Consider the following 20,135-nt stretch of genomic DNA (forward strand, 5'->3'; position numbering starts at 1 on the left):
AGTGCTCTATAAGCCAAGGTCTGACAAAATCTTCACTTATGTTAAGCGCACTGTGAGGTTTCGGCGCGTTGAAAAGAAACAAGTTTTCAAAATGCTAGGGCCAATCGTGGGAACTTTCCCCCTCAGACTCCGGATTTTCACTGATAAATGCATAAAAGAAACCGGTTGGCGGGATAAAAGCCCGTCAACCGGTAAGAATTCAATACTCGCCCCAAACGGGGCTAAAAGCGTGGACTACTTGGAGTAGTCGTAGAAGCCACGGCCGGACTTGCGGCCGAAGTGACCCGCCTCAACCATGCGCTTGAGCAGCGGAGGTGCCGCGTAAGTCGGCTCCTTGTACTCATCGAACATGGCATCGGCAATGAACTTGATGGTGTCCAGACCAACCATGTCGGCCAGAGTCAGCGGACCCATCGGGTGCGCACAGCCATTGACCATTCCGGCATCGATGTCTTCTGCGGTAGCAATGCCGTCCTGCAGCATGCGGATAGCGCCGAGGATGTACGGAACCAGCAGGGCGTTAACAATGAAGCCCGAGCGATCCTTAGCGCGAATGACGGTCTTGCCCAGCGCCTCGGAAGCGTACTCGTACGCACGCTCCGACTGAACATCACCGGTCGTCAGAGTAACGACATGCTCTACCAGAGGCAGAACGGGCACCGGGTTGAAGAAGTGCAGACCCATGACGCGCTCCGGACGCTTGGTGGCTGCGGCAATGGACTGAATCGGCAGCGAGGAGGTGTTGGAAGCCAGGATGGCATCGTCCGACTCAACAATCTCATCGAGCTGCGAGAAGACGCTGGCCTTTACTTCCGGGTTCTCCACGATGGCCTCGATGACCAGCTCACGGTCAGCGAAGTCCTCCAGCTTGGTGGTGAAGCTAATACGTCCCAGAATCTCATCACGTGCAGACTGCTCTAGCTTGCCACGGGAAACGGCCTTATCCAGTGACTTTTCAATACGGGCGCGACCGGACTCAAGGAACTCCTCCTTGGCCTCCCAGACCTTGACATCGCTACCGGCCTTCGCACAGACCTCAATAATTCCGGAGCCCATCTGACCGGCGCCGACGATACCTACTCGCGAGATACTATTTGCCATTGGCGTGTTTTCCTACCTTCTACTCTGGGTTATTAGCCAGCATTGTGCTTCATCCGAGTGCGCATTCGCTTGACGACGATCACAGCGCACTGGCTTTATTTACACGCTACTCACTTCCCCGGTTCCCCGGGCACGCTTTGCAGGACTTTTTACTTGAATTTGCCCCCCACGAGCTTTGGGCAGCGGCTAGTACTGCATACGTTTTTCCAGCGCCTGCTGAATATCTTCCAGCTGCTGCTGAGAAGAGCGTGCCAACTCTTGCAGGTCGTTTCCGCCATGCTTTTCCAGCTCTTCCCACTGTCCGAGCATCTTATCCAGGCTGCCTTCCATCAACGTCAGATAAGCCATATCTGCGTGTGGCCCCTCCTCGTTCTCGAGGCGAGTCATGGTGGCGGTGTCGAGCTTGGTCTCCGACGGATCAACATCGACGCCGAGAGTCTTGACTAGCTGCGCTTCCTCTTCAGCAAAGATTGGCTCCGCCTGCTGCGCAATCTTTCGAGTCTCTTCCGAGACCGATTCCTTTGCAATTAGTGTCTGCGATGCTTTCTTCAGCGCCGCAGTATCTGCCGCCAGCTGAGCCAAGTTATCCCGAATGGCGGCAGTGGAGGCAACAGCACTCTGCTCCTGGCTTGACTGATTTTGGCTACCCTCCAGGGCTGCCTCATCGCTATCCCCACAAGCACTGAGACCAACGACGAGAGCAGAGGCCAGCACAGCGGAGCCAATACGCAGGCCACGCCCAATCAGAGAATAGGTGTCACTGCTGGAAGCGGCTGCGCTATCGCGAATGGTGTCTGAGGACATTAGTCGACCTGCAGCTCGCCCATGCGATCCCAGTCCTGCTTATCTGGCAGTACCTGCGAGACAATCTTCGGGGTCTCAGCGAGCAGCGGCTTCATCGCCTCCAGGCCCTTGGCGAAGTGCTCGGAATTGACGTGGGCTTCACCAGCGTCATCATCGAATGCCTCGACGAGGATGTACTGGTTGGGGTCTTCTACGCTGCGGGACCATTCAAACCACTTGTTGCCAGCCTCTGCGCGGGTGGCAGCGGTGAACTCAGCGACGTGGTCCATCCATTCGTCGGCAAATTCCGGCTTAACTTGGTAATTCACAACGATAAAAATCATGTCGCCCACTGTAGGCGCGTCCAAGCAGAATTGCACCCTTCGACGAATAGAGTTTCGCTGAGAATTTTTCTTACGCTGACCTCAGGTGACAGTTATATTGGTTTGTATGATGAACACTCCGCTCATTCTCACCTACCAAGATAAGACCCCACGCATTCATTCCAGCGCCTGGATTGCGCCCGGCGCGGTCATTATCGGTGATGTCGAAATCGGTGCGGATAGCTCCGTGTTCTACGGTTCTGTTCTCCGAGGAGACGTCGCACCGATCCGCATCGGCCAGCGCACCAATATTCAGGACAACTCCACAGTCCATGTCGACCGAGGTGTGCCCACAATTCTCGGCGATGATGTCACCGTCGGACACATGGCCTTGGTCCACGGCACCACGGTTGAAAATGGTTGCCTCATCGGCATGAAGTCCACCCTGCTTTCGCGTTCCCGTATCGGCGCTGGCAGCCTCATTGCTGCAGGTGCCGTGGTGTTGGAAGATCAGATTATCGACCCCAGGTCGCTGGCTGCAGGCGTTCCCGCCAAGGTGCGTCGTGAACTCTCCGTCGAGGAAGCAGAGGGCTTCATCGCCCATGCAGGGCGTTATGTGGAAACAGCGTCCAACCACCGCCACCTCCGCGAGGTCGACCTGGATATGGTGACTTTTAACTAGGCGGCTGCCGAGGCGCCTAGCTAAGCGGCTAGGCGGATTGTTTGACGGTCAGCGTCGCAGCACTACACCACTGTCGCGCCCGCCGCGGCCAATTCCGCTAGTGCAGCCTTGCCGCGCTCCGGGTCCACCGCCGCGACCTGATTGCTCAGAACACGAACGGAAAAGCCCTCCTTGAGGCCATCGAGCACTGTGGCGCGGACGCAGTGGTCAGTCGCAACTCCCACCACATCGATTTCTTCGATGTCAGAGGCGCGGAGAGCGTCGGCAAGCGAAACGCCAGCCTCCGTTGTTCCCTCGAAACCGGAGTAGGCGGCGGCGTACTCCCCTTTTGTGACATCGATACGCACAGCAGCGGGGTTGAGCTGCTCAAAAAACGCGATGGCGCGCTGCATGCCGGGGTGAATCTCTGCGCCCGGGGTACCTGCAACACAGTGTTTCGGCCAGGTATCGACGAAATCCGGGGTTTCAGAGAAGTGCGTGCCTGGGTCGATGTGATTGTCACGGGTGGTCGCAAGAACCGAGTACTTGTTAGCTGTGCCCGCAACATGCAGATATGTAGCGGTGTACGCTGCCTCAGCACCGTCGACGGCAAGTGCGCCACCCGCGGAAAAATCATTCTGAGCGTCGACGACTACCAGTGCCATGCGGGGACGCGCCGGGCGCTGCTGTTCCTCGGAGTGGGCGTCATTGCTGGTGTCTGCCTCGGTGCCAGCGTTATCCGAGTTGTCCGCATTGACCTGTCGGTAGATTTCGGAGAAGGAAGCGTTCATGGCCTATATCTTGCCACGTGCCCACGTTCAGAGGAGCACGTGAACTATCGACCGGACATCGACGCCCTACCGACAACACAGAGTCAATCCGGGAAAGCGGTTAAAATTGCTCCGGTAATTCTTTGATACGACGACGGCTCCTGGTCGCGTCCTCCAATACGGGAGGTTTTTATGGCAGGCGGACTTGTCGCGCTGCTTGACGACGTTGCCACGATTGCACGCGCTGCAGCGGCAACAACAGACGATATTGCGGCTGCGGCCGGCAAAGCTAGCGCTAAAGCCGCCGGTGTTGTGGTTGACGACGCTGCGGTGACACCTAAATTCGTCGAGGGTGTCTCGCCGAAACGCGAGCTGCCGATTATTTGGCGTATCGCCAAGGGCTCCTTGGTCAATAAAATTGTCATTATTCTGCCGATTGCATTGCTGCTAAGTCAGTTTCTGCCCTGGGCGCTGACGCCGATTTTGATGCTCGGTGGCTCCTACCTGTGCTTTGAGGGCATGGAAAAGGTCTGGGAGAAGATTAAGCACCGAATCTCTCCCGATCAGACTGAGCAGGAGCGGATGGAGGCGGCGACCAACCGCACACCACAGAATGAAGATTCCCTGGTGAAGTCTGCATTTTTCACAGACTTGATTCTCTCTGCGGAAATCATGGTGATTTCTCTCAATGAGGTCGCTGATCAGCCACTGCTCAATCGCGCGCTGATTCTTATTGTGGTCGCACTCATCATCACGCTTGCGGTCTACGGCGTGGTGGGCTTCTTGGTCAAGATTGATGATATTGGCCTGCACCTGCAGTCCAAGAAGTCAGCCGGTATCAGCAAGTTTGGTGCGGCGCTGGTCAAAGCCATGCCAATCGTTTTGAACACAATCGGTATTATCGGCACGTTTGCCATGTTGTGGGTCGGTGGCCACATCATGGTGGTCGGCCTCGACGAGCTGGGCTGGCATCTCCCCTACCAGCTGGTCCACAACCTTGAGCAGCTGTTTACCGGTGGCTTCCTCGGCTGGTTGGCCAACACCACCGGCTCACTGATTTTCGGCGCCATCTGGGGAGCAATCATTGTGGCGATTGTCGCCGTGCTGCCATTCGGCCACGGCAAGCACAACAAGTCTGATGCTTAGGAGTACGTGACCTCGCCGTCGACGTAGACCCAACGTCGCGCACGACGAACAAAACGGGAACGCTCGTGCATCGTGCCGACACCGTCATGGTCATGAAAGGCCGCTTCAAATTCCACGATGCCTTCGCGGTCATCCTCGCCGCCATCGACAGCGTTGATGATGGTGAGTCCTTCCCATTCCACACCGTCATCGACATTGATAACTTCCGGGCGGTAGCGCGGATGCCACGTCCGCCAGATGTAGTCCGCCTCGTGGGCAGCGTAAGCGCTGTACCTCGCTGCCATCAGCTCAGCTGCGGTCACCGCCTCCCGCTCACCGCGGTGCAGCGGGCCACAGCACTGCCCGTAGAGTCCCCCACCACACGGGCACAAATCGGAATCAGTAACGCGGGCGCGGGCGAAAAATGCGTTCCCGCTTCCTGCTCTAGCACCGTTTCCTGCTACCAATCCAGACTCCGTTACAGCACTGTTTTCTCTTACCTGCCGACCCATAATCGCCAGCCCCTCCCCAATCTTGCACGTGGTACTAAACACGTCCTAACAACGTCTTTACATACCTACCAATTGGCCCGCAGCACCGCTAGTCGGCTTAGCCCCGAGAGGCTTGACGACGGCTACCGCGTCGCCCTCGGCATTCCTTCCGCAAAGCCCGCAGCGGATTGAATTCCCACCACTGCCCGCTCAGCGAACTGCTCGATGGTGGCCGAACCCGCGTATGTGAACGAAGAACGTACGCCCGAGATAATGCGATCGATCTGGTCCTCCACGCCTTCGCGGCCTGGCTCCAGGTAGATTTTCGCAGTCGAGATGCCCTCTTCGAACATCTCGCGCCGGGCCTTCTCAAAGGCCTCTACCTGTGCATTTCGGCTCTCCACCGCACGGTGTGAAGCCATGCCAAAGGACTCCTTGAACATGCGCCCGTCGACGTCCTTTTGGACATCCCCTGGGGACTCGAAGGTACCGGCAAACCACGAACCAATCATCACGTTGGACGCACCCGCAGCCAACGCAAGCGCAACATCGCGAGGATCCTTCACTCCACCATCAGCCCAGACATGCACGCCGCATTCACGGGCAGCTGCAGCGCATTCGAGCACGGCAGAAAACTGTGGACGCCCAACTCCGGTCTGCATTCGGGTTGTGCACATCGCACCCGGACCGACGCCGACCTTAATAATGTCGGCTCCCGCCTCCGCTAGGTCGCGAACACCATTGGCGGTCACGACATTGCCAGCGGCAATTGGCACAGGTGGGTTGAGCGCGCGGACTCGTCGTAAAGCACGGAGCATCGATTCCTGATGACCGTGGGCGGTATCGACAACGAGCACGTCGGCACCTGCGTCGAGCAGTGTCTTCGCGCGCCCTTCAACATCACCGTTGATGCCAAGCGCCGCACCGACGCGCAGCTTGCCCTCCGCGTCGACAGCCGGCTTGTAAAGCGTCGCCCGCAGCGCGCCTTTACGCGTGAGGATACCCACCAGCGCGCCATCGGCATCCACCACCGGAGCGAGTTTGCGCCCGGATGCGGTGAGCTGGTCGAAAGCGTCACGGGGCTCAATATCGGCCGGAAGCGTAAATAGCGAAGTGGACATGAGCGTCCCCACCTGCGCAAAGTTGTCAACGCCCGCCAGATCACGGCCGGTAATCAGACCAACCGGTTTGTTGTCTTCCACCACCACTGCCGCACCGTGCGCGCGCTTCGGCAGAAGATGGCGCGCATACCCCGCGGTGTGGTGAGGCTTGACGACGATTGGAGTGTCGAAAACCAACCCAGCGGACTTGACCTTGCGGATGGTCTCAGCAGCAATGTCAGCTGGGACGTCCTGCGGCAGGATGGCAATTCCGCCTCGGCGAGCGGTGGTTTCGGCCATCCGGCGACCGGAGATGGCCGTCATATTGGAGACGACAATCGGAATGGTTGTGCCGGTGCCATCATCGGTGGCTAAATCGACACCCATGCGAGAGCCGACGGATGACTTTGACGGCACCATGAAGACATCGCTGTAGGTCAACTCGTAGGGCGCGGACTGATTGTTGAGGAATTTCACACACCCCAGGATATGCCGATTTTTCCGGCGCGCACGGTGAGAGTGCACAGAGGTGAGCATCAGTGGCTGACCTCGCCTGGTGTAGGTTCGAACGGGACTCCATTGACTCAACCGGGATTTTTCAGCCCAGGAAAGATGCTTAGCAGAATCTGATGAAAACGCCGATCAAAGATTACTTGTCCGAAATCGTCGAATCCGTCCGCCCCGATGAGTCTGGCGAGGTAGCGGACTATATTCCCACCCTTGCCCAAGCTAATCCCGACCGCCTCGCGCTTGCTATGACCACCGTGTCAGGGCGCACCTATACCGCTGGCGACACCGATACTGAATTCACCATTCAGTCGATGTCCAAGCCCTTCGCTTATGCCGCAGCCATCACCGAGCACGGCACAGACAAAATCGACAGCATTGTGGGCACCGAACCTTCCGGTGAGGCTTTCAACGAGCTGTCGCTGGAGCAGGGCACGCACCGACCAAAAAATCCGATGATTAATGTCGGCGCACTGGCCATCAACCAGTTCGTATGCCAGCCAGGTGCCAACTGGAAGACTCGCACGAAGCACATGGTGGAGCTTCTCTCGACTTTGGCTGGCCGTAAGCTTCGCGTTGACTACGATGCCTATGAATGCGAAATGGACACTGCCCATCGAAACATGTCCATCGCACATATGCTGGCAGCTTACGGTTTCATCGAAACCACGCCCCACGATGCTGTCCGCGGCTACACCGCACAGTGCTCCGTGCTGGTCAACACTCGCGATGTCGCCATGATGACCGCAGTGTTGGCCAACGGTGGCGTTAACCCGGTTACCAATCAGACTGTGCTCGGCCGCTCGGTTGTTCGCAGAGTCTTGTCCGTGATGGCTATTGCCGGCATGTACGACGAGGCCGGTGAATGGTTTACCGACGTCGGGATTCCCGCCAAGAGCGGTGTCGCCGGCGGCTTGCTGGGAGCGCTGCCTGGACAGGCGGGGCTCGCAGCCTTTTCGCCGCGATTGAACGACCACGGCAATAGCGTCCGCAGCATTGCCATCTTCCGGAAGCTCTCCGAAGATTTGGGTCTTCATCTCATGGATGCCGATGCGATTGGTTCGCGTGCGCTGCGCGGTACACGCGTCAGCAATGGCCGCTCGATCATCGAGATTCAGGGCCCCGTCAACTTCACTGCGGCCGAGATTGTTCTCAACAGGTTGGCGACTTCCACACCGTCGGAAAGCGAAGTTGTCTTCGACGTCAGCCGCGTTGGCATTGTCAACCCGGTGGGACGCACGTTGATTCTGGAAGCGATGCGACGTCTGAGCCACGAGGGCAAGGAGATCTTGTTCTACGACCCGGAGGGCGTACTGCCGAACCCAGATATGGGAGAGGGGCTGCTGCCGGTCATCCTCCAAGATGCGCCGTAAACTACGCTAACCGAAATCCAATATGGTGACGTTCGGGTAGTCTTGAACGATCGTAACGCTCGAAAGGCAGCAGCGCGAGAACAACCGGAGGGATGTAAATGCAGGTCAGCGATGTGGCATTAGTCTTCGAGGGCGGAGGGACTCGCAATAGTTACACGGCACCTTTCGTCGAGCGGCTACTTCGCGAGAGCATCGATGTCGGCTGGGTCGGTGGCGTAAGCGCCGGCGCCTCTCACGTGGTCAATTACCTTTCCCGGGATATCCAGCGCTCTATAAATAGCTTCACTGACTTCATCGCACAGCCGAACAGCAGTGGCTGGCGCCCAATGTTGCGCGGGCGGGGCTATTTCGATGCCGAGTACATCTACGAAGACGCGGGACTTCCCGACGGCGCCATGCCCCTGGATTACGAGACTTTTAAGAACAATCCAACTCCCTACCGGATTTCTGCTGTCCGAGCGGATACGGGCGAGACCATCAACTGGGGGCCGGACGATATCCCAGATCTACCTACGCTGATGAAGTACACTCGCGCCAGTTCGACGATTCCGGGTGTCATGCGTATGCCCTATATTGATGGCGTTCCGTTCGTCGACGGTGCACTGGGATCATCAGGTGGCATTCCCATTAATGCCGCCGAAGCAGATGGTTTCAAGAAGTTCCTCATCGTCCTGACTCGCCCGAAAGGATTCCGTCGCACCGCCCCTAAGCGCCCACAGCTACTGCGCCAGATTTTCCGCAGTAACCCGGTGGTGGCTGAGCTGCTTATCACTAGACACGAGCGCTACAACGCTTCTCTCGATTGGGCTGCTGAGCTTGAACGAAAAGGCCAAGCATATGTTTTCTACGCCAATAACATGAGCATCACAAAGGCGGAGCGGAGGCGGTCGAAGCTGCTGCACAACTACGAGCTCGGCCGGGCGCAAGCCGATGCCGAATGGCCAGCAATTCGAGAGTTCATGGGCTTATAACTCCCGCCACCTTTAGGAAGCTTTTCGTTCATTCCTCTTTACTGTGTACGTAACCTTGTGTTAACCTTTGCGTAGCGAACAACCTCGTTAGGTAAGGCTCCTATATCCACATAGGCCGCTGCCCTGCACTTTATCGAGAGTTTCGAAAGACTCTCGAAGCAAGGGTCCATCTCAAGTGGCCACCTTTAGTTACGGCATTACATTGCCAACACTCTTAGGCGGGGAGCCATAATTTTTCAATCAACAGAAATTCCCTCCTAGCAAAGGAGCTGGGATACCTGGAAAAGGATCCACAATGACACAGACACAGAACACCATCGCCAACTTCTTCAAGCCGAAGTCTTCAATCAGCCCGTACAGCCTCCTGCCTGACACCGTAAGCATGCACATGACGGATTCTTACATTGCGCTGCCGGAGGACATCACGGTCGGTGAGGCACTGAGCACCTACGCAGCCGAATTTGCTGGTCTCGATGACGATACCTGTGTCTTCCTCGTCGACGATGAAGGCTACCTGACCAGCGATATTACGCTGAAGGAACTCCGTGAGTACGCCGACCGCGATGCCTACATGAACACCGTCGGCGCCCCGGTGAAGGTCTTTGTCAAGCCCGAGGATCCAGCTGCAATCAGGGCTCGCCAGCTTATTGACGGGCCGCTCAGCGAGCTGCCCGTCGTCCGCAGCGGCAAGCTGGTAGGTGTCCTCACCGACCGCATCTCTGAGCGCATTCTTGGCAGGACAAAGGCAGCTAAGAAGTCAAAGAAGTCCAAGGGATTCTTCTCGCCGATTACCGCGTTTTTCGGCGCCGCCAATAACTAGGGCGACTAACTTGGGTAGACGACCCGAGTAACTCAATAGGCCAGCTAGCGTTTGCTAGCTGGCCTATTGTTGTTACCACACTGTTCTATCCCCACAGATGAGAGCCCTCAGGAGGCAACCGTGATACGAGACTGGATTCGGGTAGCCCTGGGCATGTTCGCGGTTGCGTTTGGAGCCAACCTCTTCGCACCACTCCTGCCCGCGTATCGAATAACCGATGCTCTCAACCAGTCCCAGGTCACCTTTCTCTTCGCCATCTACGTCGCAGGACTCATCCCCGCGCTACTCATCTGCGGCCCACTTTCCGACCGGCTCGGCCGTCGCGCCATCATCCGGCCTGCACTCATAACCTCTGCCGTTGGCTCAGCCGTCCTACTCACCGGCATCTGGTTCCACTTCCCATCACTTCTGGTAGGACGTCTTATCATCGGCATTTCGATGGGCATGGTAATGGCCGCCGGTGCCTCGTGGATCAAAGAAATTGCGCCCGTCGCACCTCAAATTTCTGCCCGGCGCGCAACCGTTGCACTCTCCGCCGGATTCTCCCTCGGCCCCCTGGCTTCCGGGTTGGTCGCAGAATTCACCCCGCGCCCTGATGTCATCCCCTATCTTGTTCATCTCGCACTGCTGCTTTTTATCGCACCAATAACATGGAACGCTTCCGGAGGACTTCCAAACGCAGCGCACAGCGACTCTCCGCAACGGTTCTTCTCCTCCGCCACGCTTAGCCCGAGGTTCCTGTGGGCAGTCGCCGCTTGGGCACCGTGGGTCTTCGGCGCTGCGTGCACATCCTTCGTCGTCCTGCCAACAATCGCCGAATCCCGCTACCCCATCGCCTTCGCCGGGCTCATCGCCTGTATCACGATGGGCACCGGCGTTTTGGTGCAACCACTGGTCACTCGCATCAGTTCCAGCAGCTTTATCCCGCCAGCTATTTTCGGTCTTGGCTTAACGACGGTCGGAATGCTGCTCAGCCTCATCGTCGTACTCACCCAGAATGTGTGGAGCGTTTTCCCCGCTGCTCTGGCCCTCGGTGCTGCGTACGGCGTAATGATGGTCTCCGGCCTCCGCGAAGTGCAAATTATCGCACCGCCAGCCGAGTTGGGTGCTGCCACCGCTATCTACTATTCGCTGACCTATGTTGGTTTCTTCGCTCCTTTTGTTATTTCTTTCGCAGCGCCGAAATTCGGGTTTGTGCCCGTTTTCGTCTTCGGTGCGATTATTGCATTGGTATCCATGTATCCCGTGGCAAAGGTTGCGCAGTCTGCGGTGAGGTCCGACGGAGCGTCGTAAAGCAGACGCGACTGAAATTCTTGTTTTTGGGAAGCGTGCTGAGACGAGCTCTTGTATTCTTTCTTTCACAAAAGCTTGGCTCCGGCCCAGGGCTCCTGGGCGGGTTGCATAGGTTGTTGAAATTCAGCTCGATGGAATGAGGAATCATGAAGCAGCGCAGCTCTGGAATGTGGGAGAAGTTTGCGACAACTGTAGTGGCGGGTCTGGCAAGCGCCGCGTTGCTCACAGCATGTGGCTCGGGGGAAGAAAGCAGCAATGCCGGTGGTGAGGCAGGCAAAGAATCGACCAGCAAGATGACGAAGGCAGATGGGTCAGCTCCTGCTGCAGCCGAAGATCAGCTCCTGCTCACAAATGAAGTTCAAGGGGCGGACTTCTCCGGAAACAAGATCACCGGGTTCAAAGATGCCATGGAGATGTTTTCAGAAGATTCCATGAAGTTTGAACCGGCCGAATGCGCCACTTTCACCAACTCAACTGAGGAATTGGAGAATGCTGCCGGCGCTTACACGGACATTAAGGAAGAGAACGTCACTGTCAGCGTCTCGGTATTGAAGAATCCTGAGGCGTACCAGAAGTACGAGGACAGCCTCGAAAAGTGCTCCGACGTGACGGCTACGATGGATGCTTCCGACATTCTGAAAGACTCCATGGAAGGTCAGGAGATTTCTCCTGAGATGCAGGACATGTTTAATGACATGGACATGACGACCACAATGAAACTGCACCGAGAAAAGTGGGAGCCAAATCTTTCCGTCAAGCCAGCTGAGTTCACTGCACACGAGACCAGTGCGAACATCAACGCCGGTGGCACGGATACTACGGCCACCAGCTACGACATTGTCAGGATCGTCAATGGCGTAATGGTAATGGTGTCCGCCGCCCCGACTCCGGATGTACCAACTGGCAACATGGAAAACACGACGGATCCCATGCAGATTCCAGAGGCAACTCCAGAGTCTAAGGAAGCGGCAAAGAAGCGTGCGTTGGAGGTCTTCGATGCCCAGGCAAAGAAGATTATGGATGCTGCTTAGTTTTTCTTCTTAGCCTACTGTTTTCTGAAACCACAGTTTTTGCGAAATAGCGGGACACAATTGCTGAGGAGCATCAGCACACAAGTACCGGAGTCTCCCTAGAACTCCGTCAATTCCTGCACTTTGGGACTCCAGAACGCAGCTCGTGGCGCGTTGAGAGTTTTAAAGTGCGGGTTCGTTATTTCGTCAAGTGCGCGCACGTAGTCCGGCACAATATCCCGTGGAATTCTCAGGCCCATGGTCAGGTGCGGAATCCAGCGGGAGCCGCGGCCGTCAGGGTTGAGACGACTGATTGCGCGAGCAGCCTCTTCCAGCTCATCGCTTGTTTCTAATAACCATGCGACAGTCTGTTTACTCTTTGTGCCGAACACTACCGTTCCTACCCTGCGAAACTCCGCAGGCATAAGCGGTGGGAGAATCTCGGCTGCTCGTTGGATTACCGCTGGGCTCATGGTCGGTGCGAAGGTGACCGTGATGTGCGGCTTCTGATTCTGCTGCGGGAATCCACGCTCTGCCAGTTGCACAAATATCTCTTTAACCTGCGCCTCTTGCTCAGGCAGAAGGTACATCAGGATGTTGTCGGGTGACACCATGTGACGTTTACTCCTCCCCTATTGCTGTCGGTCGACCCACTTGAAGCACTGACGAAGGGCGCATTACTAGAGCTCTTCACCTAATACACTCAGGACCTTGCACTCCAGAGCATAGCGTAAGGATTTTCCACAATTTATAACCTACCTATAGGAATTTCTAGCCTCTTATTATTTCTCATGGTAAAAACACTTTTTCATTGGGATAATGGGGATGGGCAGGCTCCCTGAAAGCTCTCTAGACCATCTTCAAAGACAGTGCGGAGTGACGGCCAATTCTCCACGCTGCACAAATACCGACACGGCCGGAAAGGTAAGTAAAGACACGGCACCGAAACCTAAAAAGACTACGCCCCCGAAGAATCAAAAGCTGGTGAAGAGCAAGACAAGCTTCAGTCGCGACGAGCTCGCTGATTTGCTGGAGACGCTGGCAGCTCGCATCCGCGCCGGGGAAGTGACTCTCGACCCTGGCGAGTCCGCGGTGACGACGACCATGCCGACATCGTTTAATACCACGATAGAAGTCGTCGATTCCCGAAAGCGTACCGGCATCGAGCGCGAGCTAGAGCTGGAAATTGACTGGATGGTCGACGAGGCTGGCGAGCCCATCGAAAAGCCAGGACCAGCATCTGGCTTCGCAATCTCCTAGCAGGCTTGTTGCTGTCCGGTTTGTTCCGCGCAGCACAGTAACCTGCATCGAAGGCTGCGTTCCACTGCTTGTACTGGTCGCCGAAACGGACGACAACCATATCCGCCTTCTCAATCAAAGTACGGGTGCGAATGGAGTTGACCTTCGAGGACTGGTGATCACGCCAGAATCCCGCAGGTGCCTCCCCCAGGTGGTCGCACACGGGCCGAGTGTTTCTCGGGTTGTAACGCCGTCTATGCATGCTTCGAGTTAATGGGCTCAGGCTTTTGACAGCAGTGACATCGGCCCAGCGGCCAGGGTGATACTGTCCAATCTGTCGCACAATGAACTCCTGCACGCCGAGGAGCGCCCGTCGCCGAAACAACTCACTACCGCTCGCCATTTCCGCAGGTCACAGCGAACAGATTTGAGTCGTTTTGGTCGATTTTGCGTCCTTTGGCCGTCATTTACCGCTGCGGCACTGGCCGACAAGCGAGCCGTCGTCAAGCAACACCCAATTACACCCGTCAGGCACCCACGCCTCCCCACATCGCATGAGGTGACGCTAACCTAATTCAGGAAAATTCGCGACGAAGGGAACGCGCATGGCCAAGGGCAAGAAAGGCGACAAGGGCAAGAAGAAGGACGCCGCCAAAGCCGCGAAAAAGCTCGCCGGCAAGGACCCCTTCAAACTGGCTGCGATGACACCGAAGAAGAAGTGCTGCAAATCCGGCATCCGCTGCCTGCGCTGCCCCGTGGTGCTACACAAGCTCAATCGCGAGATCAAAAACGGCGAAGTCGACCATGCCGCCCTGCTGCTCGTCACTGCGAAAGCCCGGATCCGGTAGCCGGCCCTCGCCCGTTACCTTGTGAGTGTCCCCGATAATGGGGATAGTCGCTGGTCCCGGTATGGCTTACCTGCCCTGTAGTTTCCATAATCCGGGGGGGTGTTGCCGCCGGGTGCCAGGACTTTCGATGACAGCTGATAGGGACACGGCCAGTTTTAAACTAGGTCTCTTTGTAACGTGGGTGCTTGCAACGAAGGTCATGACACCAGCGACTGGAACAACGCCATACCCATCTCGTTTTCTAGGAGCTCATCATGTCTCCGGAGCATTCCATCGACATATTCCTTGGGTTAGACGTCGGCAAATCTGAACACCACGCCTGCGCCTTAGACCGTGATGGCAACAAGGTCTTCGACAAACCGTTGCCTCAACTCGAATCCGAACTAGCAGGCGTTTTTCACCAGCTTCAGAAGCTTGGCACCGTGCTCGTGATCGTCGACCAACCCAACACCATCGGCGCACTACCGATTGCTGTAGCCCGGGACTGCGGTTGCGAAGTCGGATACCTGCCAGGTCTTGCGATGCGCAAAGCTGCAGATCTCTATCCGGGACGTGCAAAAACAGACAAACGCGACGCATTCATCATCGCCGACACCGCCCGCACAATGCCCCACACGCTACGTGCCGTCGACCGCAATGATGAGGTACTCTCCGCCCTAAAGATGCTGTCCGGCTTCGATGATGACATCGCCCGCGATTGCACTCGCACTGTCAATCGGCTTCGCAGTGTCCTCACCCAGATCTACCCCAGCCTGGAACGAGTTTTTGCTGGTAGCACCCTGACTCGCACGCCGATCCTGGAATTATTGATCCATTACAAGGGACCGCAGGGGCTAAAAAGAGCCGGATACCAACGAGTGTTGAACTGGATGATCAAGCGCACACGTAAAGACCCCACCCCGCTGGTAGACGACATTTTTACAGCGCTGAAAGCTCAAACAGTCACCGTGCCTGGAAGCGATGCCGCCGAGTTAGTAATTCCTCAACTGGCTGCAAACATCCAGGCCCTCAAAGAGCAACGAAACACCATTGCTGAGCAGGTTGAAGAGATGCTCGCTGATTTCCCTCTTTGTGAGGTCTTGATGAGTATGCCCGGAGTCGGCATCAAGACCGCAGCGCAGATCCTTCTTGCGATCGGTGATGGCTCCGACTTCGCTAGTGCTGGCCACTTAGCTGCTTATGCTGGAATAGCACCCGTGACTAGACGATCCGGTTCGTCGATCAGAGGTGAATTCCCGGCACGGTCAGGCAATAAACGACTGAAAAACGCCTTGTTCTACTCCGCATTCGCAGTTATCCGCAGCCACGAACCGTCACGGCGGTATTACGACCGCAAACGCGCTGAAGGAAAACGCCACAACGCAGCAGTCATCTGCCTGGCACGACGCCGATGCAATGTCATCTACGCGATGCTGAAAAACAAGGAGTTCTTCCGCGAAATCCCGCCACGCCCCGTCGCCGCATAAAGCCCCAAAGACGAAGCCGACCAGCACACGCTGGCCGGCTCCTAGGCACGCCTAAGAAACTACTCCCAAGACTGTGCTCGTCAACATCGGTCTGGCACTTGACAAAAACATAGGGACACCCCCCCCAGCCCGCCGTCAGGCCCGACCCATGAGCAGTGGTGTCGCGCTCTGTATGACACTGGTACCGGTTCTCCTGGGCTACCTGCTCTTCGGACACCGGCTCACGCACGTCACTCCAAGCACCGCGACAACGCTCCAGCGAACTCCCGCCAGGTCAGGAAGTTTTATTCCCCCGACATGAGGCCTCGGCCAGAACCGGGAATGTGACCGTCGGAGGATGGCACCTTGTGTATCCTTTGAGTGTCATTGAGCCCTGAAGGAGCAAGAAAGTAGCATGACCCACCCCTCCTCCGCCGCCTCTACGGTGGGCATCCGGTCCCGTGCCCTGCGTTTCGCACCGCGCCGCTCGGACTGGTCCCGCGCGACAATCGGGCGCGACCTCTCGGCAGGCCTCATGGTGGCCCTCGTCGCCCTCCCCCTCGCACTCGGCTTCGGCGTTGCGTCCGGTGTCGGCGCGGCGGCCGGAATTACGACGGCCATCGTCGCGGGTATCCTGGCCGCAGTCTTCGGCGGTAGCAATGTCCAGGTAAGCGGCCCGACCGGCGCAATGACCGTCGTGTTAATCCCCATCGTGGCCAACCATGGTGCCGATGGGGTGCTCGTCGTCGGCGTGCTGGCAGGGCTCATGCTGCTCGTGTTGGCGGTCACCGGTGCTGGCCGAGCGATGAAGTACATGCCGTTACCTGTCGTCGAAGGTTTCACCGCCGGTATTGCGTTAATCATCGGCCTCCAACAGCTGCCCGCAGCACTCGGTGTTGACGTGGACGGCGAGAAAGTCCTCGGGTTGGCGTGGGGCGCAATCAAAGCTTGGTTAGACGCTCCGGCATGGCAAGCGCCCGTGATGACCATTGCGGTGGCGGCTGGAATCGTGCTTGCTGCGCGCGTTCGTAGCGGCTTCCCCGCGGCGCTGGTGTTGGTAGCTGCCGCGACGGCCATCAACATGCTGGCAGACAGCGGCCTGAAGACAATCGGGTACATCCCGTCGACGTTGCCTGCCCCGCGCTGGCCACAGATCCCGTGGGAGCACCTGGATTCGCTTCTGTTGGCAGCAGTCGCCGTCGCAGCTCTCGGCGCGTTGGAATCGTTACTATCTGCGACGGTTGCCGACGCAATGACTGTTGGCGACCGGCACGATCCCGACCGCGAGCTCTTTGGACAGGGCGTGGCCAACGTCGTCGCGCCCCTGTTCGGCGGGATTCCCGCGACCGCCGCGATTGCCCGAACTGCCGTCAATGTGCGGGCAGGCGCAGGCACACGCCTGGCAGCGGTGTTCCATTCGCTGCTCCTGCTCGTCGCCGTACTCGTCGCGGCTCGGTGGGTGGGCGAGATTCCTCTCGCCGCGCTCGCCGGCGTGCTCATCGCCACTGCGATTCAGATGCTCCACCCGCGGAACCTCCGCTCGGTGATACGCGCCACCAAGGGCGACGGGGCGACCCTGCTCATCACAGCTGCCGCCACCGTCGTGTTCGATCTTGTAGTCGCCGTGCTCATCGGCCTCATTATGGCGGGCTTCTTCGCACTGCGCGATACCGCCCGCACGGCGGTATTAGAGGCCGCCCCGCTAGACGAGGGAGACCACCGCGACAAGGAGCGTGAGCTTCTCGACGAGCACATCGCCGCCTTCCGTATGGAAGGCCCCCTCTTCTTTGGTGCAGCGCACGATTTCCTCCTCGAGCTCGCTGATGTCTCGTCGGTCAAGGTTGTCGTGCTCCGCATGCGCTACGTTACGACGATCGACGCCACCGGCGCCCAGATGCTCGCCGACACGATTGGGCGCCTCGAACGCCGCGGTACCAGGGTCTTGCTCGCAGCCACGAAGCCCGAACATATTCCGGTGTTGCGCGAACTCGGCGTATTCGACCAGCTTGCACACGAGAATCACGTCTTCGACAACACCCCTGACGCCATCGCCCACGCCCGACTGCATGCCTCACGCATTCAGCACGAAGAGTCTGATGGCGCACCCGCGGCATCGCAGAGTCAATAGCTTGGCTGAGCCAGACAATGGTCACTCCGTCGCAGTCGACCCTGCAATCGTGGGTCCACATCCCCATCGCGCGACGCTTGAAAAACCTTTACACGTTGCACTTAAACTCCACGACGTGTCGTTGCAAAGTCACCTTCTCATTCGTGAAGCCGATGTGGGTGTAATCGCTTGGCGCGTAGCATTGGCGACATGCGCATTTTCACCGTGGGCCACTCCAACCTCGAGTTCGAGGACTTCGCTGAAATGATCAAAGCTGCCGGTGTGGCATCCATCGTGGATGTGCGCAAGCTGCCCGGATCCAGGAAGTACCCGTGGTTCAACGGCGACCACCTTGCCGAACACCTTCCTACATGTGGCATCACTTACAGCAGAAGCGAGGGCCTAACCGGACGGCGCAACGTGTCCCACTCGGTGCCGTTTGAGGTTAACGGCAACTGGCGTAACCGCAGTTTCCACAATTACGCCGACCATGCGCTGGGCGAGGAGTTCTCCGACGCGATCTCGCAGCTACGGGCGAACGCAGCCGAAACTCCCACCGCGATCATGTGCTCCGAGGCGGTGTGGTGGCGCTGCCACCGGCGTATCATCGCCGACCACCTCATCGCCCACGGTGACGAGGTTGGCCACATTATGGGCCTGGGTGCAGCCGGGGCGAAGGTGAGCGAGGCAACGCTCAACGACGGCGCAGTCATCGGCAACGATCTCCTCGTGCGCTACCCCGAGCGGGGCTAGCGCATACACCAGAGCCCAGGGGGCTGCATCCTCCTCGACCTGACCTACGCTTTGTATTCATGGAGCGCCCGCCACCTTATGAGCAGCAGTATCGGAGGCGCACCAGCGGATAGCACGCTCAAACGAGCTTTAGGTTAGGAAATCTGAACCGCTCAATCTAAGAAGACCACCGGGGACTCCGGTAGCGCCCCAAAGCGCCGAATCGAAAAATCGATCTACCGTCTTGCCACGGACCTAGACATCGAGCTTAAAGTCCACGGTATCTCGTTGCAAAGTTACTTTCTCGTTAGCACCATGAAAAGGAGTGGTATCCAATGAAAGCGTTCGGATTCTTAAGCTTCGGGCATTACGCCTTCGGTGGCCAGCGCGGGCCATCTGCGGAAAAGATCGCCAAGACTCATCTGGAGATCACCCAGGCTGCGGACGAAATCGGCGTGAACAACGCGTCCTTCCGAGTCCACCACTTCGTGCCGCAGGCCTCCGCCCCGATGCCGCTGCTGGGTGCTGTCGCGGCCACCACCAAACACATCGAGATGGGCACCGGTGTCATCGACATGCGCTATGAAAACCCGCTCTACCTCGCCGAAGAGGCCGCGTCGCTGTACCAAATTTCCGGTGGCCGCGTGGCCCTGGGCGTCTCGCGCGGCGCCCCAGAGGTGGCTGACCGCGGCTGGGAGGCCTTCGGCTACAAGGGTAAAGCGCCCAACGGCGCGGACGTGGCGCGAGCCCACCTCGAGGCGTTCATGGCTGCAGTGGACGGCAACGGATTCGCCACCGCCGCACCGCTAGACCGGCAGTACCCCAACATGTTCCAACCCGGCTCCGCCCTGCCGGTCTTCCCCATGGTGCCCGAGCTGCGTAAGCACATTTTCTACGGCTCCGGCACCCACGCTTCTGCCGAGCAAACCGCCAAGGACGGGCTCAACCTGATGTCCTCCACCCTGGTCTCCGAGACCACCGCCGAGACTCTGGGCGAAATCCAGGCGGATCAGATCAGCCGCTACCGCGCCGCGTGGAAGAAGGCGGGCCACGATTGGACGCCGCGTGTGTCGGTGTCCCGCTCCGTCTTCCCCATCGTCGACGGCGCGGACATGCAGTTGTTCGGCATGCAGGCCTCCGGCTCCGATCAGGTGGGCATGCTTCCCGACGTCGGCGCCTCCACCTTCGGCCGCACCTACGCCGCCGAGCCGGACAAACTCATTGAGCAACTCAAAGCCGACGCCGCCGTCATGTCCGCCGACACCCTGCTCATCACCATCCCCACTGGGATGGGCGTCGACGTCAACGTGAAGATCTTGGACAACTTCGCCACGCATGTCGCCCCCGCGTTGGGTTGGCAGCCGAATCACGAAGGCCCAGTTACCGGCTATCCCATCGACTAATTCCTCCAGTTCGCAAGCTCTTCGCTTCAATGT

General features: G+C 58.0%; 20 protein-coding genes and 1 pseudogene. 13 read left to right on the top strand and 8 right to left on the bottom strand.

What is annotated here, in order from left to right:
- Window positions 1-234: 234 nt before the first annotated feature.
- From EGX79_08080 to EGX79_08090, 3 genes are all read right to left on the bottom strand, one after another.
- Window positions 235-1,101, bottom strand: a complete 867-nt coding sequence (locus tag EGX79_08080) for a 3-hydroxybutyryl-CoA dehydrogenase (GenBank protein AYX82149.1) — start codon at window positions 1,099-1,101, stop codon at window positions 235-237.
- Between the two features lie 186 nt (window positions 1,102-1,287).
- Window positions 1,288-1,905 (bottom strand): hypothetical protein, encoded by a 618-nt coding sequence (locus tag EGX79_08085; protein ID AYX82150.1) that lies wholly within the window; start codon window positions 1,903-1,905, stop codon window positions 1,288-1,290.
- A complete protein-coding gene (locus EGX79_08090) occupies window positions 1,905-2,237 on the bottom strand; it encodes an antibiotic biosynthesis monooxygenase (protein AYX82151.1) in 333 nt (110 codons plus the stop codon). Before EGX79_08090 ends, EGX79_08085 begins: the two co-directional genes overlap by 1 nt.
- Window positions 2,238-2,334: 97 nt before the next feature.
- On the opposite strand from EGX79_08090, the gene EGX79_08095 reads away from it, so the two are divergent.
- Window positions 2,335-2,889, top strand: coding sequence for a gamma carbonic anhydrase family protein (locus tag EGX79_08095; protein AYX82152.1), 555 nt, complete (start codon window positions 2,335-2,337; stop codon window positions 2,887-2,889).
- 62 nt (window positions 2,890-2,951) lie between these two features.
- Here EGX79_08095 and EGX79_08100 read toward each other — a convergent pair whose 3' ends face one another.
- Entirely contained in the window at window positions 2,952-3,659 is a 708-nt protein-coding gene (locus EGX79_08100) for an isochorismatase family protein (protein ID AYX82153.1), read from the bottom strand.
- Between the two features lie 171 nt (window positions 3,660-3,830).
- Here EGX79_08100 and EGX79_08105 point away from each other — a divergent pair, with 171 nt between their 5' ends.
- The gene (locus EGX79_08105; protein AYX82154.1) at window positions 3,831-4,784 is read left to right on the top strand and encodes a DUF808 domain-containing protein; all 954 of its coding nucleotides are present in this window, start codon (window positions 3,831-3,833) and stop codon (window positions 4,782-4,784) included.
- Here the strand turns inward: EGX79_08105 and EGX79_08110 are convergent.
- Entirely contained in the window at window positions 4,781-5,230 is a 450-nt protein-coding gene (locus tag EGX79_08110; protein AYX82155.1) for a nucleic acid-binding protein, read from the bottom strand. The two genes, EGX79_08105 and EGX79_08110, sit on opposite strands and share 4 nt — an antisense overlap.
- Before the next feature lie 167 nt (window positions 5,231-5,397).
- Window positions 5,398-6,831 (bottom strand): GuaB1 family IMP dehydrogenase-related protein, encoded by a 1,434-nt coding sequence (locus EGX79_08115; protein AYX82156.1) that lies wholly within the window; start codon window positions 6,829-6,831, stop codon window positions 5,398-5,400.
- Between the two features lie 152 nt (window positions 6,832-6,983).
- Here EGX79_08115 and EGX79_08120 point away from each other — a divergent pair, with 152 nt between their 5' ends.
- The 5 genes from EGX79_08120 to EGX79_08140 all read left to right on the top strand — a co-directional run bounded on the left by EGX79_08120 (window position 6,984) and on the right by EGX79_08140 (window position 12,349).
- The gene (locus EGX79_08120; GenBank protein AYX82157.1) at window positions 6,984-8,234 is read left to right on the top strand and encodes a glutaminase; all 1,251 of its coding nucleotides are present in this window, start codon (window positions 6,984-6,986) and stop codon (window positions 8,232-8,234) included.
- A gap of 98 nt (window positions 8,235-8,332) precedes the next feature.
- Window positions 8,333-9,205 (top strand): patatin family protein, encoded by an 873-nt coding sequence (locus EGX79_08125; protein AYX82158.1) that lies wholly within the window; start codon window positions 8,333-8,335, stop codon window positions 9,203-9,205.
- Window positions 9,206-9,500: 295 nt separating this feature from the next.
- Window positions 9,501-10,025, top strand: coding sequence for a CBS domain-containing protein (locus EGX79_08130; protein AYX82159.1), 525 nt, complete (start codon window positions 9,501-9,503; stop codon window positions 10,023-10,025).
- Between the two features lie 51 nt (window positions 10,026-10,076).
- Window positions 10,077-11,318: an MFS transporter gene (locus tag EGX79_08135; protein AYX82160.1), complete on the top strand. Its 1,242-nt coding sequence runs from the start codon at window positions 10,077-10,079 to the stop codon at window positions 11,316-11,318.
- Between the two features lie 146 nt (window positions 11,319-11,464).
- Window positions 11,465-12,349, top strand: a complete 885-nt coding sequence (locus EGX79_08140) for a hypothetical protein (protein AYX82161.1) — start codon at window positions 11,465-11,467, stop codon at window positions 12,347-12,349.
- A gap of 98 nt (window positions 12,350-12,447) precedes the next feature.
- Here the strand turns inward: EGX79_08140 and EGX79_08145 are convergent, their stop codons facing one another.
- Window positions 12,448-12,942 (bottom strand): 2'-5' RNA ligase, encoded by a 495-nt coding sequence (locus EGX79_08145; protein ID AYX82162.1) that lies wholly within the window; start codon window positions 12,940-12,942, stop codon window positions 12,448-12,450.
- 205 nt (window positions 12,943-13,147) lie between these two features.
- Between EGX79_08145 and EGX79_08150 the strand changes: the two genes are divergently transcribed.
- Window positions 13,148-13,588: an amphi-Trp domain-containing protein gene (locus tag EGX79_08150; GenBank protein ID AYX82163.1), complete on the top strand. Its 441-nt coding sequence runs from the start codon at window positions 13,148-13,150 to the stop codon at window positions 13,586-13,588.
- Window positions 13,589-13,604: 16 nt separating this feature from the next.
- On the opposite strand, the pseudogene EGX79_08155 reads toward EGX79_08150, so the two are convergent.
- Window positions 13,605-13,784 (bottom strand): annotated as a pseudogene (locus tag EGX79_08155) (hypothetical protein).
- A gap of 388 nt (window positions 13,785-14,172) precedes the next feature.
- On the opposite strand from EGX79_08155, the gene EGX79_08160 reads away from it, so the two are divergent.
- From EGX79_08160 to EGX79_08180, 5 genes are all read left to right on the top strand, one after another.
- Window positions 14,173-14,415, top strand: coding sequence for a hypothetical protein (locus EGX79_08160; GenBank protein ID AYX82164.1), 243 nt, complete (start codon window positions 14,173-14,175; stop codon window positions 14,413-14,415).
- Between the two features lie 254 nt (window positions 14,416-14,669).
- On the top strand, window positions 14,670-15,881 hold the full coding sequence (locus EGX79_08165) for an IS110 family transposase (protein ID AYX82165.1): 1,212 nt from the start codon (window positions 14,670-14,672) through the stop codon (window positions 15,879-15,881).
- A gap of 394 nt (window positions 15,882-16,275) precedes the next feature.
- Entirely contained in the window at window positions 16,276-17,988 is a 1,713-nt protein-coding gene (locus EGX79_08170; GenBank protein AYX82166.1) for a SulP family inorganic anion transporter, read from the top strand.
- 189 nt (window positions 17,989-18,177) lie between these two features.
- A complete protein-coding gene (locus EGX79_08175; GenBank protein ID AYX82167.1) occupies window positions 18,178-18,720 on the top strand; it encodes a DUF488 domain-containing protein in 543 nt (180 codons plus the stop codon).
- A 314-nt stretch (window positions 18,721-19,034) separates the two neighbouring features.
- On the top strand, window positions 19,035-20,102 hold the full coding sequence (locus EGX79_08180; GenBank protein ID AYX82168.1) for an LLM class flavin-dependent oxidoreductase: 1,068 nt from the start codon (window positions 19,035-19,037) through the stop codon (window positions 20,100-20,102).
- The last annotated feature ends 33 nt before the right edge of the window (window positions 20,103-20,135 follow it).

Origin of the sequence: Corynebacterium jeikeium (assembly GCA_003955985.1) — a bacterium.
Taxonomy (GTDB): domain Bacteria; phylum Actinomycetota; class Actinomycetes; order Mycobacteriales; family Mycobacteriaceae; genus Corynebacterium; species Corynebacterium jeikeium_D.

Bases quoted from the DNA above. Each gene is read 5' to 3' on its own strand.
- EGX79_08100 (AYX82153.1), bottom strand. From the start codon at position 3,659: ATGAACGCTTCCTTCTCCGAAATCTACCGACAGGTCAATGCGGACAAC.
- EGX79_08170 (AYX82166.1), top strand. From the start codon at position 16,276: ATGACCCACCCCTCCTCCGCCGCCTCTACGGTGGGCATCCGGTCCCGT.
- EGX79_08175 (AYX82167.1), top strand. From the start codon at position 18,178: ATGCGCATTTTCACCGTGGGCCACTCCAACCTCGAGTTCGAGGACTTC.
- EGX79_08105 (AYX82154.1), top strand. From the start codon at position 3,831: ATGGCAGGCGGACTTGTCGCGCTGCTTGACGACGTTGCCACGATTGCA.
- EGX79_08150 (AYX82163.1), top strand. From the start codon at position 13,148: ATGGGGATGGGCAGGCTCCCTGAAAGCTCTCTAGACCATCTTCAAAGA.
- EGX79_08095 (AYX82152.1), top strand. From the start codon at position 2,335: ATGATGAACACTCCGCTCATTCTCACCTACCAAGATAAGACCCCACGC.
- EGX79_08165 (AYX82165.1), top strand. From the start codon at position 14,670: ATGTCTCCGGAGCATTCCATCGACATATTCCTTGGGTTAGACGTCGGC.
- EGX79_08085 (AYX82150.1), bottom strand. From the start codon at position 1,905: ATGTCCTCAGACACCATTCGCGATAGCGCAGCCGCTTCCAGCAGTGAC.
- EGX79_08130 (AYX82159.1), top strand. From the start codon at position 9,501: ATGACACAGACACAGAACACCATCGCCAACTTCTTCAAGCCGAAGTCT.
- EGX79_08080 (AYX82149.1), bottom strand. From the start codon at position 1,101: ATGGCAAATAGTATCTCGCGAGTAGGTATCGTCGGCGCCGGTCAGATG.
- EGX79_08120 (AYX82157.1), top strand. From the start codon at position 6,984: ATGAAAACGCCGATCAAAGATTACTTGTCCGAAATCGTCGAATCCGTC.
- EGX79_08145 (AYX82162.1), bottom strand. From the start codon at position 12,942: ATGGTGTCACCCGACAACATCCTGATGTACCTTCTGCCTGAGCAAGAG.
- EGX79_08180 (AYX82168.1), top strand. From the start codon at position 19,035: ATGAAAGCGTTCGGATTCTTAAGCTTCGGGCATTACGCCTTCGGTGGC.
- EGX79_08125 (AYX82158.1), top strand. From the start codon at position 8,333: ATGCAGGTCAGCGATGTGGCATTAGTCTTCGAGGGCGGAGGGACTCGC.
- EGX79_08160 (AYX82164.1), top strand. From the start codon at position 14,173: ATGGCCAAGGGCAAGAAAGGCGACAAGGGCAAGAAGAAGGACGCCGCC.
- EGX79_08140 (AYX82161.1), top strand. From the start codon at position 11,465: ATGAAGCAGCGCAGCTCTGGAATGTGGGAGAAGTTTGCGACAACTGTA.